At 57.7% G+C, this 13841-nt stretch carries 15 protein-coding genes and 1 tRNA gene; 8 read left to right on the plus strand and 8 right to left on the minus strand.

Annotated elements, in window-relative coordinates; genetic code table 11:
• Window positions 1-9 precede the first annotated feature (9 nt).
• The gene (locus BD293_RS04280; RefSeq protein WP_142080026.1) at window positions 10-741 is read left to right on the plus strand and encodes an outer membrane beta-barrel protein; all 732 of its coding nucleotides are present in this window, start codon (window positions 10-12) and stop codon (window positions 739-741) included.
• Between the two features lie 118 nt (window positions 742-859).
• Here BD293_RS04280 and BD293_RS04285 read toward each other — a convergent pair whose 3' ends face one another.
• Genes BD293_RS04285 through BD293_RS04295 form a run of 3 tightly spaced genes read right to left on the minus strand, consistent with a single transcriptional unit; the run spans window position 860 to window position 3176 of the window.
• Window positions 860-1972: a CaiB/BaiF CoA transferase family protein gene (locus tag BD293_RS04285; RefSeq protein ID WP_142080027.1), complete on the minus strand. Its 1113-nt coding sequence runs from the start codon at window positions 1970-1972 to the stop codon at window positions 860-862.
• A gap of 5 nt (window positions 1973-1977) precedes the next feature.
• The gene (locus BD293_RS04290) at window positions 1978-2634 is read right to left on the minus strand and encodes a DsbA family protein (RefSeq protein WP_142080028.1); all 657 of its coding nucleotides are present in this window, start codon (window positions 2632-2634) and stop codon (window positions 1978-1980) included.
• A complete protein-coding gene (locus tag BD293_RS04295; RefSeq protein WP_142080029.1) occupies window positions 2631-3176 on the minus strand; it encodes a DUF721 domain-containing protein in 546 nt (181 codons plus the stop codon). Before BD293_RS04295 ends, BD293_RS04290 begins: the two co-directional genes overlap by 4 nt.
• A gap of 101 nt (window positions 3177-3277) precedes the next feature.
• On the opposite strand from BD293_RS04295, the gene BD293_RS04300 reads away from it, so the two are divergent.
• The 4 genes from BD293_RS04300 to BD293_RS04315 all read left to right on the plus strand — a co-directional run bounded on the left by BD293_RS04300 (window position 3278) and on the right by BD293_RS04315 (window position 6456).
• Window positions 3278-4333, plus strand: coding sequence for an A/G-specific adenine glycosylase (locus BD293_RS04300; protein WP_142080030.1), 1056 nt, complete (start codon window positions 3278-3280; stop codon window positions 4331-4333).
• Window positions 4330-4830: a lactoylglutathione lyase gene (gloA, locus tag BD293_RS04305; protein WP_142080031.1), complete on the plus strand. Its 501-nt coding sequence runs from the start codon at window positions 4330-4332 to the stop codon at window positions 4828-4830. The genes BD293_RS04300 and gloA overlap by 4 nt, the downstream gene beginning before the upstream one ends.
• 108 nt (window positions 4831-4938) lie before the next feature.
• Window positions 4939-6054: an alkane 1-monooxygenase gene (locus tag BD293_RS04310; RefSeq protein ID WP_142084310.1), complete on the plus strand. Its 1116-nt coding sequence runs from the start codon at window positions 4939-4941 to the stop codon at window positions 6052-6054.
• A 30-nt stretch (window positions 6055-6084) separates the two neighbouring features.
• Complete coding sequence (locus BD293_RS04315) at window positions 6085-6456, plus strand: thiol-disulfide oxidoreductase DCC family protein (RefSeq protein ID WP_142080032.1); 372 nt, start codon at window positions 6085-6087, stop codon at window positions 6454-6456.
• A gap of 13 nt (window positions 6457-6469) precedes the next feature.
• Here the strand turns inward: BD293_RS04315 and BD293_RS04320 are convergent, their stop codons facing one another.
• A complete protein-coding gene (locus BD293_RS04320; RefSeq protein ID WP_142080033.1) occupies window positions 6470-7231 on the minus strand; it encodes an NAD kinase in 762 nt (253 codons plus the stop codon).
• Window positions 7232-7438: 207 nt separating this feature from the next.
• Here BD293_RS04320 and glyA point away from each other — a divergent pair, with 207 nt between their 5' ends.
• A complete protein-coding gene (gene glyA / locus BD293_RS04325) occupies window positions 7439-8734 on the plus strand; it encodes a serine hydroxymethyltransferase (protein ID WP_142080034.1) in 1296 nt (431 codons plus the stop codon).
• A gap of 171 nt (window positions 8735-8905) precedes the next feature.
• Window positions 8906-9667, plus strand: a complete 762-nt coding sequence (locus tag BD293_RS04330; protein WP_142084312.1) for an alpha/beta fold hydrolase — start codon at window positions 8906-8908, stop codon at window positions 9665-9667.
• A 9-nt stretch (window positions 9668-9676) separates the two neighbouring features.
• On the opposite strand, the gene BD293_RS04335 is transcribed toward BD293_RS04330, so the two are convergent.
• The 3 genes from BD293_RS04335 to BD293_RS04345 all read right to left on the minus strand — a co-directional run bounded on the left by BD293_RS04335 (window position 9677) and on the right by BD293_RS04345 (window position 11428).
• Complete coding sequence (locus BD293_RS04335; protein WP_142080035.1) at window positions 9677-9859, minus strand: CTP synthetase; 183 nt, start codon at window positions 9857-9859, stop codon at window positions 9677-9679.
• Window positions 9860-10069: 210 nt separating this feature from the next.
• A protein-coding gene (locus tag BD293_RS04340) for an IS3 family transposase (protein ID WP_246086208.1) occupies window positions 10070-11205 on the minus strand; the annotation gives its coding sequence in 2 pieces (ribosomal slippage) (window positions 10070-10938 and window positions 10938-11205; 1137 coding nt in all).
• 19 nt (window positions 11206-11224) lie between these two features.
• Window positions 11225-11428: a hypothetical protein gene (locus BD293_RS04345; protein WP_142080037.1), complete on the minus strand. Its 204-nt coding sequence runs from the start codon at window positions 11426-11428 to the stop codon at window positions 11225-11227.
• Window positions 11429-11622: 194 nt separating this feature from the next.
• Here BD293_RS04345 and BD293_RS04350 point away from each other — a divergent pair.
• A tRNA-Val gene (locus BD293_RS04350) sits at window positions 11623-11698 on the plus strand.
• Between the two features lie 695 nt (window positions 11699-12393).
• On the opposite strand, the gene BD293_RS04355 is transcribed toward BD293_RS04350, so the two are convergent.
• Window positions 12394-13215, minus strand: coding sequence for a lytic murein transglycosylase (locus tag BD293_RS04355; RefSeq protein ID WP_142080038.1), 822 nt, complete (start codon window positions 13213-13215; stop codon window positions 12394-12396).
• Between the last annotated feature and the right edge of the window lie 626 nt (window positions 13216-13841).

The raw sequence follows: 13841 nt of genomic DNA on the forward strand, positions 1-13841 counted from the left end.
CAGGACTAGTTGAGTGGCAGAGTGATGAGTGGCAAGTCAGTGCATATCCATGCGCGGCTTGTAGCAAGTCTGCGAATGTGCTCTCTGAAAAAAAGGAACGGTAGAATGAGAATGTATCCGATGTTTGCGAGTGCTGCCTTGGCAGGTCTTATGACAACAGGCGCGATGGCGGGCGATTTTTCGAAATCAGGCCCCGGCATGCAAGAGCCAGTAGTCTCGACTCCTGCAGCCCCTCCTGCGCCTGCGCGCTTTAACTGGACTGGTGGCTATGCCGGTGCAGCATTGGGCTATGGCAATATGTCGTTCAGCGACGGCTTCGATGACAGAAGCAACGCGGCAGGTGGCCTGTTTGCTGGCTACCGTCAGGATATGGGCAATTTTGTTCTGGGCGGCGAAGCACTGCTTGCACCAGCAACATTTGGCACCCTGACATTGCCAGGTGCCAATGGAGATGAAATCAAGGCTGGCGGTTCGTTGCTGTTTACAGCAGGCGTGCCCATCTCTGCTGACGCGCGCACATTGGCTTATGCCGGTGTTGGCCCGTCGATGCTGCGCTCAAGCGGGAGCGCAGGGTCCGAGAATTCGTTTGGTGGCACCGGTGCGATCGGTATCGACCACATGCTTACGGACTCGATCATGGTTCGTGGTTCGGTAAACTACACGGTCATCAACAATGTTGGCCAAGACGATATTAACACCCGGACACTGGGCGCTGGCGTTGGCCTTGGCTTCAAATTCTAAGGCAGTTTTCGCGGTAATCAAAACCGCGATATGCTGATAGGCTAGTATTGATAAACGGCCTCGGAAATTACCGGGGCCGTTTGCATTTCCTCACCGGTCTGGTGTCGCCGGTTCTGCGTCAGTCATCCGCGCCAAGTTTTGGCGCAGGACTGTGTTGCAGGTCCGGATGTGCAGAAAAGTTGAATGGCGAGCGCACGCCTTTCATGCCCTGCATGTCCAGTTCCAGCCCACGTGCAATCACCTGCGGGTCCGCAAATACCTCGGCCATGTCATTTATCGGGCCAGCAGGCACGCCTTGTGATTCACAGGCTGTCAGCAGCGCGTCTTTCGCCCAGTTCTGGGTTTTCTCGCAAATCAGATCAGACAATTCAGTCCCACGGCTGACCCGCTTGGCGTTGTTCTGGTAGTCAGGGTGTTCTGCCAGCGCCTCCAGCCCCAGCAGGTTGCACAGGCGCTGATATTGCGCGTCATTGCCTGTGGCGATGATGATATGTCCATCGCAACAGGGCACGACCTGATAGGGTGCCAGATTGGGGTGAAAATTACCCAGCCGCGTCGGGGCTGTGCCCGTGGCCAGATAGTTCATAGCCTGATTGGCCATAATCGCAACTGCACTGTCCATCAGCGCTAGATCAATATGCTGGCCCAGCCCTGTGCGCGTGCGCTCGTGCAGGGCCGCCAGAATTGCCGTGCTGGCATAAATTCCGGTGATGATGTCGGTGACCGCAACGCCCACCTTATGCGGCATCCCTTCGGCGGGTCCGGTGACCGACATCAGGCCAGACATGCCTTGAATGATATAGTCATAGCCGGCGCGGTGCGCGTATGGTCCGGTCTGGCCAAAGCCGGTGATCGAGCAATAGATCAACCCCGGATTCAGCGCCGACAGGCTGGCGTAATCAAGGCCGTATTTTGCCAGCCCGCCGACCTTGAAATTCTCGATCAGCACATCTGCCCCGGCCACAAGCTCGCGGGTCTTCTGCTGGCCCTCTGGCGTGCGGAAATCAGCGGTGACCGACGCCTTGCCGCGATTGGTGGCGTGAAAATACGCCGCCTCTTGCGTGTCACCGCGGTCAATGAAGGGGGGGCCCCAACGGCGGGTGTCATCGCCCTCGGGCGCTTCAACCTTGATTACCTCAGCCCCAAGGTCTGCGAGCGTCTGACCGGCCCAAGGGCCAGCCAGAATGCGCGCAAGCTCGATGACGCGAATGCCCGCCAGCGGCCCTGACATGTGCCTTAGTTTCCCAGCTTGTCGTTCAAAATACTCTCGAACTCGGAATAGGACATGTTGCTATAGGCTTCACCATTGATGATGAAGCTTGGGGTCGAACGAATGCCGTAAGTTTCTGCATTGGCCTGATAGAACTCGGTCAGTTCCAGCGCTTTGTCGGCATCTTCAAGGCAGGCGTTCAACTGGTCATCATCCATGCCAGCCTGACGGCCAAGACGGCGCAGGTTGTTGGCAACCTGCATTGGGTCATTGGATGCGGCCCATGTGCTTTGGTTCTCGTAAATCAGATCCAGCATGCCGTGATAGCGGGCCTCGCCGCCGCAGCGCGCAACCATTGCGGCCCATAGGCCATAGCGGTCAAAATACACTTCGCGCTTGAGATACAGAATCTCGCCCGTGTCGATGAAGTTTTCCTTGATCTGTTGGAACGGCCCTTGATTGAAGGTGGCGCAATGCGGGCATGTCAGGGACGAATATTCCACCATCACCACCGAGCCTTCCTGATTGCCCAACGGCATGTCAAGTTCGTGAATCTGATGCTCTTCCATGACTGCACTTGCCGCGATGGGGCTGGTTGCTGTGTTGGATTGCGTGCTATACCACCAACCCCCGGCCCCAATGGCAGCCACAACGGCAAGCGCGGGCAGAAGTGTCTTGTTCATGAGTATTTCCCTTTTGTGTTCTTAGCCTTGGTTAAGACATTGCATGCCAGTCGTTCAAGGGCTGTGCGTAAGCTGTCATCGTGAACGCCAGCCGCAGTTGCGGCGGCGTCTTGCTGGATTTCAGGTGCAATGGCTGGTTTGGCTGCCGCCTTGGCAGGCGTGAATTCCGCTTGCCCTTCGGCAAACCCCATTGGCGCGGTTTGAGTCAATGTAATGCGTGCAATCGCATTATAGCCATAGCAGGCGTTCACTTTTTCGCGCAGGGCAGGCAGTTGCATTTGCAGCATCGGCCCTGCCGCGCCGGTGGTCAGAAGGGTCAGATTGGCCCCCAAGCCCCCCTTGCCATAGCTGATTTTGATGGGGCGGCACATGGCGGCAATATCTTCGCCTGCAATTTCGGCCCAATGTGTCAGCACCCGCGACACCGCAAACCCGCGCGCTTCGCCTGCTTTGCGGATTTGACCACCCATCAGTTTTGATGCTGTCTCGAATCCGCGCGCGCGGCGCGAAGGCGGCGTGTAGGGGGCAGATTTCTTTGCCATATCGTCAAGCCGACCCTTGCAGTGGTTGTCCCTTAGTTTACCCTTTGTGGCAGGCAATTCCAGTAGGGTGGCGCAGATTTCACCACAGCAGGGCATAACACATGCGTGACGCGGGCGACACTCTGATCTCTGTCAAACTGATGCAATGGTATGACCGCCATGCCCGCACGCTGCCGTGGCGTGTGCCGCCCGGCAGCACGCAGGCACCTGATCCGTACCGCATCTGGCTGGCCGAGGTGATGTTGCAGCAAACGACAGTTGCCGCCGTGCAGGCGTATTTTCAACGTTTCACCACGCGTTGGCCAACTGTTCAGGCATTGGCAGCGGCGCACGATGAGGATGTTATGGCCGAATGGGCCGGGCTGGGCTACTACGCCCGCGCGCGCAACTTGTTGAAATGCGCGCGCGCGGTTGCGGAAATGGGCGGCTTTCCCCGCACGCGCACAGATTTGCAGAGTTTGCCGGGGATTGGCCCTTACACCTCGGCGGCGATTGCAGCGATTGCTTTTGAGCAGCCGGAAACCGTGCTGGACGGCAACGTTGAGCGTGTGATGGCGCGGCTGTTTGATGAACACACGCCTTTGCCACAGGCAAAGCCGATCCTGACCGCCTATGCCGCGCGACTGACGCCGCAGCACAGACCGGGCGATCATGCGCAGGCCGTAATGGATTTGGGGGCCACGATCTGCACGCCGCGCAACCCGGCTTGCGGTATCTGCCCGGTGATGGCGGATTGCGCCGCGCGCCGTGCCGGAACTGCGCCAAGCCTGCCGCGCAAGACCCGCAAACCCGCAAAGCCGGTGCGGCTGGGCATCGCCTATCTTGGGCGGCGGGCAGATGGGGCGTGGCTGATGGAACGCCGCCCCCCGCATGGGCTGCTGGGCGGAATGCTGGGCTGGCCCGGCAGCGATTGGACCACACTGCCCCCCGAAGATGTGCCGCCCCTTGGCGCGGAATGGCGCGCCCTGCCGGGCGAGGTGCGCCACACATTCACCCATTTTCACTTGCGCCTGAGCGTGCAGGTTGCCCATCTTCCCATATCGGCGCAGGGCATGTTTGTTCCGGCGGATGCGTTTGACCCTGCCGCCTTGCCCACAGTCATGCGCAAGGCGTATGCGCTGGGGGCTGCTCATTTCAACATATCGGAGGTATCATGAGCGATGATCTGAATGCGACAGACGGTTTCGTCCTGACCCATACGATGCTGCGCATCAAAGACCCCGTGCGGTCATTGGAATTTTATCAGCAGGTGCTGGGCTTCCGGCTGGTCACGCAACTGGATTTTGAAGAGGCGCGCTTCTCGCTGTATTTCCTGCAACCGCGCGGCCACTCGGACAGTGCAGACGGGTCGCTGGATCATACCTTCAGCCGGATGGGCCTGCTGGAACTGACCCATAACTGGGGCACCGAGGCGGATGACACCGAGATGCATTCGGGCAATTCCGCACCCAAAGGGTTCGGGCATATCTGCATTGCCGTGCCCGACATTCAGGCCGCCTGCGCGCGGTTTGATACAATGGGCGTGCAGTTTCAGAAACGGCTGGGAGAGGGTGGGATGAAAGAGATTGCGTTCATTCTGGACCCTGACGGTTATTGGCTCGAAGTGGTACAACCCTCGTTGATGGACGGGGTGCTGGCGGGCAATAAAGTGTGATTCTGTCGCAGGGTGACTGGCTGTTATATGCGCGAATTCAGGGTATAGTTCGGCGCATAATAAAAATCATTGGAGTGGCGCGCCGTGACACCAGAGCAATTTCGCAAAATGGCTTCTGCCTTGCCCTTTTGGGTGTCGCTGGGGTTTGTGCCGCTGATTTTGGTCGCAGCGCTATGGGGGGGCTGGTGGTTCATGCTGCCCGTGGCTTACGGGTGGTGGGCCTTTACGCTGATCGATTTCATCACGGGGCTGAACACGGACAACCCTGACACGGAAACCCCGCTGAAAGACCTGTTCTGGTATCGCCTGATCACGCTGATCTGGTTCCCGATTCAGACGCTGACCATTTTCGCGGTCATCTGGTGGCTGACAACACAAGCGCAACTCAACTGGTGGGAAGATTTGGGCATCATGTTTGGCGTGGGCGTCATGTCAGGGGTTATCGGCATTGTCTACGCGCATGAACTGATGCACCAGAAAACGCAGCATGAACGGTGGTTGGCAGATCTGCTTCTGGCAAGTGTGCTGTATAGTCACTTCCGCTCGGAACATATGCAGGTGCATCACCGCTATGTCGGCACCCCGCGCGACCCGGTAACGGCCCGCTACAATGAGGGGTTCATTGCCTATTTTGGCCGTGTCTTGCGCGATTGTCCCCCTTCTGCCTTTCGCGCCGAGGCGGCCATGCTTGCGCGCAAGGGCTTGCCGTGGTGGCATCGCAGCAACCCGTTCTGGCGCTACGGCGTGCTGCAACTGGGCATGTTGGCGCTGGCCCTTGCGATTGGCGGGGGCTGGGGGCTGGTGCTGTTCGTCTGGCAGGCTTTTGTTGCCTTCTGGCATCTGGAGCTGACCAATTACATCGAGCATTACGGGTTGACGCGGCGGCATCTTGGCGATGGCAAATATGAACCAGTGCGCCCGCATCATAGCTGGAACGCATCGCATACCGCGTCAAACTGGCTGATGATCAATCTACCGCGCCATTCAGACCACCATTTCAAGCCTGAGCGCCGCTTTCCCCTGTTGCAGACCTATGATGAACACGCGGCCCCGCAACTGCCTTTTGGCTATCCGGCGCTGACCACACTGGCGATGTTTCCGCCGCTGTTCCGGCGTTACATGAACCCCAAAGTGCGCGAGTGGCGGCGGCAATTTTACCCCGATATTGAGGATTGGACCGATTATACCCTGCACCAAACCCCCTTGCCCAAAGGGGCGTCTTGAGGATGCGGGCAGGGGCGCTATCTCTGGGGCATGGAACAGATAGAAATTCTCTATAATGGCCGCTGCCCCATCTGCTCGGCGGAAATCGCGCAATATCGCAAACAGGCCGAGCGCGTGGATGCGCCAGTGGCTTTTGTTGATCTGCATGACGCAAGATTGTCGGAGTGGGGTCTGAGCGCAGAGCAGGCAACGCGGCGCTTTCACGCGCGCAAAGAGGGCCAGATCATTTCCGGCTTTCCGGCTTTTCTTATTCTGTGGGCTGAGTTGCCGCGCATGCGCTGGGTGGCGCGGGTGTTGTCCGTGCCGGGGCTGCACCAGATCGCAGATTTTGGTTACAACTATGTGGCGGCCCCGTTGCTATACTGGCTGCACCGACGCCGCGAAGCGCGCAAGGCCGCGTAAGCGTCTGCGCCGCTCAGACGAATTGCTCGCGTATCAGGCGCTCTTCCAGCCCATGACCGGGGTCGAATAGAAGTTTATGCGCAATATCGCGCGCAGATGACACATCCACGCGCACGACATTGCGCACCGATCTGCTATCTGCATCGGCCATAACGGGGCGGCGCTCTGGATCAAGCACCTCAAATCGGACATGCGAGGATTTCGGCAACAAGGCCCCGCGCCAGCGTCTGGGGCGAAACGCCGCAACCGGCGTCAGCGCCAGAACATCAGAGCCGATGGGCAGAATCGGGCCGTGCGCGGAATAGTTATACGCGGTCGATCCCGCAGGCGTGCTGAGCATCGCACCATCGCATACCAACTCGTCCAGCCGTTGCTTGCCATCAACGATAATGCGCAATTTCGCCGCCTGTGCGCCTTGCCGCAACAACGAGACTTCGTTGATCGCCAATGCCTCGTATACTGATCCATCACTACGCGTGGCCTGCATGCGCAACGGGTTAAGCACCGCCATTTCGGCTTGATCCAGCCGGTCCAGCACCCCCTCGACCTGATAGGTATTCATCAAAAAACCAACGGTCCCGCGATTCATGCCATAGACCGGCGTGTCCAGATGCTGGGTGGCATGAAGCGTCTGGAGCATGAAGCCGTCGCCACCAAGTGCAATGATGACCTCTGCCTCTTCCGCAGGGACCGACTTGTGGCGCCATGTCAGCGCTGCCAACGCTTCTTGCGCGTCAGGTGCTGCACTGGCCATGAAAGCAAGCTTGGGCGGCATGGGGACTCCTGCATTGGTGTGCCCTTTCTCGCCCGCATCCCCCTGCTTGGCAAGCGCGTTCCGATGCGCTGCATCTGGTGCGGATCGGGAACGAAACTGCATATGCGGTCGGCCTGACACAGCAGAATGACGCAAACAAGCCTTTGCGCCACGGTTCAGATGCGCTAATTGACCCTTAAGTCATCATCCAGGACCCGGAGGCCGCGCATGGATCAGATCACACGAGACACTGGTTTTTTCACTGAAACAGTCGAAAGCCGAGACCCAGAACTTTTTGCTGCAATGCGCGCGGAGCTTGGTCGCCAGCGCGACGAGATCGAGTTGATCGCCTCGGAGAATATCGTCTCCAAGGCGGTGATGGAGGCGCAAGGCTCGATCCTGACAAACAAATACGCCGAAGGCTATCCGGGGCGGCGATATTATGGCGGTTGCCAATATGTCGATGTGGCCGAAACACTCGCGATCAGCCGGGCCTGCGAGCTGTTTAAATGCAGCTTTGCCAATGTGCAGCCCAACTCAGGGTCACAGGCCAATCAGGGCGTGTTCACAGCACTTTTGAAACCCGGCGACACGATTCTGGGCATGTCCTTGGATGCAGGCGGACACCTGACCCACGGGGCCAAGCCCAACCAGTCGGGCAAATGGTTCAACGCCGTTCAATACGGTGTGCGCCGCGATGATCTGGAAGTGGATTATGACCAAATCGCCGAACTGGCAAAAGAGCATCAGCCAAAGATGCTGATTGCAGGCGGCTCTGCCATTCCACGGATCATAGATTTCAAGCGCATGCGCGAAATCGCCGACTCCGTCGGGGCCTATCTGCTGGTCGATATGGCGCATTTCGCGGGGCTGGTTGCCGCGGGGCTGTACCCGTCGCCCTTCCCGCATGCACATGTGGCGACAACCACCACGCATAAGACATTGCGCGGCCCGCGCGGCGGCATGATCCTGACCGATGACGAAGCCTTGGCCAAGAAATTCAACTCTGCCATCTTTCCCGGCATTCAGGGCGGTCCCTTGATGCATGTGATCGCGGCCAAGGCCGTGGCCTTTGGCGAAGCGCTGGCACCCGGTTTCCGCGACTACCAGAAGCAGGTCATCGTCAATGCAAAGGCCTTGGCAGATCAGTTGGAAAAGGGCGGATTGGCCACCGTGACAGGCGGAACAGATACGCATTTGTTGTTGGTCGATCTGCGTCCAAAGGGTGTGAAGGGCAATGCGACCGAGAAGGCACTGGGCCGCGCGCATATCACCTGTAACAAGAACGGCATTCCGTTTGACACCGAAAGCCCGATGGTGACCAGCGGCATTCGGCTGGGCACGCCCGCAGGCACGACCCGCGGCTTCGGCGAAGCCGAGTTCCGCCAGATCGCAGACTGGATCGTTGCGGTGGTTGACGGGTTGGCCACGCATGGCGAAGACGGCAATGCCGAGGTTGAAGCACGTGTGAAAGCCGAAGTTGCGGAACTTTGCGCCCGCTTTCCTATTTACTCTGAACTCTGATAGCGCGCCTCGTTAGGCGTCTGTCTGTGGAGCACGGGTCGAAAAGGGGGGCTGTCTGCCCCCCTCAGCATCCCCAAGAGGGGCTGCTTTCACCCCCCGAGAGTATTTGACGCAAGAAAATGAAATTGGATCGGCGACATAGATTGGACGAGTGTCGCCAAGGGCGGGATGATGTTGAATATATTGCGCCATGGCACCCCTTCTGATCTGCCAGCATTGCTGATTGTGCATGGTCTGTTTGGATCGGCGCGCAATTGGGGCGCGATTGCGAAGCGTCTGTCTGACAGCCGCGAGGTGGTGAGCGTCGATATGCGCAACCATGGCGAAAGCCCATGGGCCGAGGCGCATGGTTATGAGGATCTGGCAGCAGATCTGGCCGAACTGGTGCGGGCCGAAGGCGGGCGGTTGGATGTATTGGGCCATTCCATGGGGGGCAAGGCTGCAATGATGTTGGCCCTGCAACAGCCGGAATTGGTGAACCGGCTGCTGGTGGCCGATATTGCGCCGGTCGCCTATGCGCATAGCCAGACGCATTTGATTGACGCGATGCGCAAGCTGCCCCTGTCGCAGATCAGCACCCGCGCGCAAGCCGACGCGGCGCTGGCGCAGGATGTCGCAGAAGCATCGGTGCGCGCGTTTCTATTGCAATCGCTTGATTTGCGCGCAGACCCGGTGCGCTGGCGGCTTAATCTCGACGTGTTGGAGCGCGAGATGGATCGTATCACGGGCTGGCCTGACGTGTCAGGGCAGTATCACGGGCCTGCGCTGTTTCTGAGCGGCGCTGCCTCGGACTATGTGCAGCCGGAACATCGGCCTATTATCAAGGCACTGTTTCCGAACGCGAAATTCGCAAAACTGCCCGACGCGGGGCATTGGTTGCACGCCGAAGCGCCGCGCCCGTTTGAGGCGACAGCGCGCATGTGGTTTGATTAGTGGCACCTATCACGCATCAATCAGCTTGCGCGCGATTACCCAGCTTGCTGCGATGCCGACAAGACACCCGGATGCCGCCCAAATAAGGATGGGCTGTAGGGTATCCTGACCGATTGTCAGCGCAATGACGACGCCGATACCAGCACAGGTTACGCCGGTAATGGAAAAAATTAGCAGGAAAAGTCGGGTCATATCGTCCTCCAAGACAAGATTACTGACGTTCAACCATCTGTTTGGACAATCTTCCTTGATCTAGCGCAAACCGGGGCCTGGCTGCGGCTTTCAGTCACATGCAAGGCGGGCGCGAAGAACCCCTGAGTCGCCCTCAATGCTGTGGGGGAGAGGTGGTCCTGGTTTTTCGACCAGTTTTATGCCGCGCAGCGCTCTGGCATGGGTTTCCTATCACGCGGCAAGTTTCATGTTTGGTTTGCGATTATCATAAACTTCGTCCGGGGTCATCAGGCCGTGGGATGAATGCGGGCGTTCTTCATTGTAATAAGCGATCCAGGTGCCGATCCCCTGGCGCGCCTCCCGGCCAGTTTCGAAGGTGTTCAAGAAGACGCATTCGTATTTCAAGGACCGCCACAGTCGTTCGATCATGCGGTTGTCGATCCAGCGGCCGCGCCCATCCATCGAAATCTTCACCTTTGCGTCTTTCAAAACGTCGGTGAAATCGGTGCTGGTGAACTGGCTGCCCTGGTCCGAATTGAAAATTTCGGGCGGGCCATAGGTGGCCAGTGCCTCCTTCAAGGCCTCGACGCAGAACCCGGCATCCATAGTATTGGACAGCCGCCAGCTCAGCACCTTGCGGCTGTGCCAGTCCATGATGGCGACCAGATACAAAAACCCGCGCTGCATGCGGATATAGGTAATGTCCGTACACCACACCTGGTTGGGACGCGTGATGGGCAGATCTTTTAGAAGATATGGATAAACCTTGTGTTCGGGGTTTTTCTTACTGGTCTTGGGTTCCTGATAGATCGGCACCAAACGCATGAGCCGCATCAGCCGTCTTGCGCGATGGCGGCCGCATTTGTGACCCTCTCTTTGCATATGACGCGCCATCTGCCGCGAGCCGTACCATGGCGTTTTCAGGAATTGCTCGTCGATGATCTTCATGAATTTCAGGTTTTCCGCGCTTTCACCGCAGGGCTGATAGTACAGCGTCGATCGGGCGAGCGACAGCAGTGTGCATTGCCGCCGGACACTCAGTTTGGGATGATCTTTCTTCACGGCTTTTTGCCTCCAGTCCCGAGAATGAGCCTGGAGGCATCCGCCAAAAAATCCCGTTCCACTACCAATTGGCCAATCTTGGCGTGCAGCTTCTCTACATCCTTGCCGGAAATCACTGGTTCACCAACCGGCTTGGCGTCAAACGACTGCGCCATCTTGGCAATTGCCGTGCGTTTCCAGCCGTTGATCATCGTCGGATGTACTTCATATTTCTTCGACAGCTCTGCCGTCGTCAACTCTTCACGGATCGCTTCCAAGGCAACCTTCGCCTTGAATTCTGCCGTGTAACGCTTCTGTTTCGCCATATCGATTGTTCGTCCTTCTTCAGTTGCCAGAGCTTAGCAACTGGTCCGAATTTCCGCGACCACCTCTGGGGTGAAGGGCGCAACCGGTTGCCGTTTCTGCGGCCTGAGCCATCATCCCTTTCAATCTCGACTGGTCGGCGCGCCGTGCGAAGCCGTGGCGAATAACCTCGACCTTGTCTTGATGTTTCCAAACAGTGAACCGGGTGCCGTCAATCTGGGTCATGAACTGCTCGCCCCGGTTCAAACCGGGCGTGGGCGAATCGCACCCAAAGAGCACACAGAGGGCGAGAGATGATAGCAAGCGCATGCTCGCAGCATGGCTGCTGACGCTTAAATTTCAGTTAATTTCGCTTTAGTGCAGGACAGGGCGATCTTGTATTGAACTGGATTCTGAAACTGGTTAGAACGCAGCACGGCGGGTGATTAGCTCAGTTGGTAGAGCGCTTCGTTTACACCGAAGATGTCGGGAGTTCGAGTCTCTCATCACCCACCATTTCAAGCCATCGAAGTTTAAAAAACCCTTTCAAAGAAAGGGTTTAGTGCGTGTCTGTGTTGCAAAGCGCGGTTGCAAAATGGGTAAATCACGGCTGGAAGAACTCTTCACTTATCTAATCTCAAAGGCCGATTCTATGCGCGCCTTGTTGTTCCCGCCGACATTCGTGCGATCGTTGGAAAGTCAGAGCTGCGCGTTGCGTCCGACAATCTTGGCTCGCACATCGCGCGCAAAAACACGCGGTTCATTTCGGGCTATTTTGGGGAAGTGACCAACAGGAATGACATCAGAAAACATACCGCATCACCATGCAGGGCGACTTGCGTAGTGGAGGTGATATTCGGAATGCCACGAAGCTGGCCATGTGACTTTCCAGAACAGCATTTCGAGAACAGCCGACTGATCGGAGAGAGCCTATACATCTGGCAACCAAAGCCGCGACCGGTCGGTTGACAAGCGTTGCATTAGTCCTTCGAAAAATGACCTTTTCTAAAGGTGGTTGCTCGAAATACATATCGCGGGGTGCGTGCAGTGGCTCTTGCGTTTAAGGCGATCACTTTGACGAAGCCGCCAGAGAAGAGCTGCGATACATGAAAAACGCGGCCGAAAACGAGCCTCAACCCAGGGTTTCCCACTTAGTATTCACGGCCTGTCAAAACACTGCCGCTCTGGCCATTTCCATGTCAATTCCGCTGTTACGACGCGCCTTCGATCCGGCTCGCCATGATCGCAATGGCGCGCTGATAGACTGTCGCGGCATTCCAGGCTTGGATTGCTGCAAAGTTGGGCTGCCCTTCCTGATAGCCTTGGCCCGGCTGCCAGCCTTTCTGGCGCAGGAAATTCGCGGTCGAGGCCATGGCATCAGTAAGATTGTTCAGATCGACGCGCCCGTCGCCATTGCCATCCACGCCGTAGCGCAGGACGTTGGCCGGCAAGAATTGCGTATGGCCGAGTTCGCCATGCATCGCGCCGATTGCAGCAGGGCTGATTGCGCCGCGATCCACGAGGATGAGTGCTGCCAAAGCATGTTCGTAGAAAAAGTCGGAGCGGCGGCAATCATAGGCCAGCGTTGCAATGGCCGAGACGACATTTGCATCGCCCATGAAATTGCCGAAACCGGTTTCCATTCCGTGGATGGCGACGAGCACCGCAGCGGGCACGCCGTAGGTGCGCTCTAGCGAGGCGTAAAATTCAGGGTTCGCCGCGATCCGCTGACGGCCTTGCCGCACAATCGTATCGGCACCGCGAACTCGCATGAACTCTTCGAGCGAATAGCGAAAGGAGCGCTGGTTGCGGTCTGCCGAGATCGTGCGCGTGGCGTAGGTCGTATTGGCCAGAGCTTGCAGCCCTGCTTGACCGACACCTGCTCTGGCTGCTTGCGCTGCGAATTCCTGCTTCCAGCGCTCAAAGCCGGAGGCGTCATTGCCGCAGGTGGCGGCTATGGTCCCTACGGGTGCGCCGAGCAAGAGGCAGGTTACTATGGCGCTGCGGAAGGCGCGGGTCAGACGTGAGTGCATGAGATATCTCCGAGGGCAACTGGATGACTGTCGTGGAATCGCGCGAAGTCTAACACGGTAGGAACGCGCATGGGCATGACATCGTTCCGTGAACAGAGCCTGCGCAGTGGTGCTGCGGGGCTAAGGAAAGGACAGATGTTAATGCGTTTCATTCAAAGAATATGGCACATGATGCCAGCGTTGGGGAACTTATGTCAGGCGGTGAGCACTAACATAAGCGTATCTGTGATGCCGCTGTCCGCTTGATTTAAGGACGACAGCTTCATGGAAGTCATCACTTCGCAGAATAGTAATGTTGCGGCACGACCGCTTCCGGCGCTCTTTACTCGGTCAGACAGTTTTGTTGAGGTGTCAACGCCAAAGCAAAAGTGGGCGAAAACTGCGGGTTAGTTCAACTGACGACCGACAAGGTGCGACCGGATGCGCATAGGTTCTATGAAAGCATCGGGTTTGAAGCTTCTCAAGTGGGATACAAGCTACAGCGGGGCGAACGGCGGTAGCGACTGTGGCAACATGCATGCACGCTTACTACCCAGAGGTGGCCTGTCTAGATTTTACACACACCCAGCCCAAAGAGTAGAAGGCCACTTTGTGACCCGTGTTGCGCTTCGGGCGACTCCTTGGCC

The sequence above is a fragment of the Roseinatronobacter monicus genome, from assembly GCF_006716865.1.
GTDB lineage: Bacteria > Pseudomonadota > Alphaproteobacteria > Rhodobacterales > Rhodobacteraceae > Roseinatronobacter > Roseinatronobacter monicus.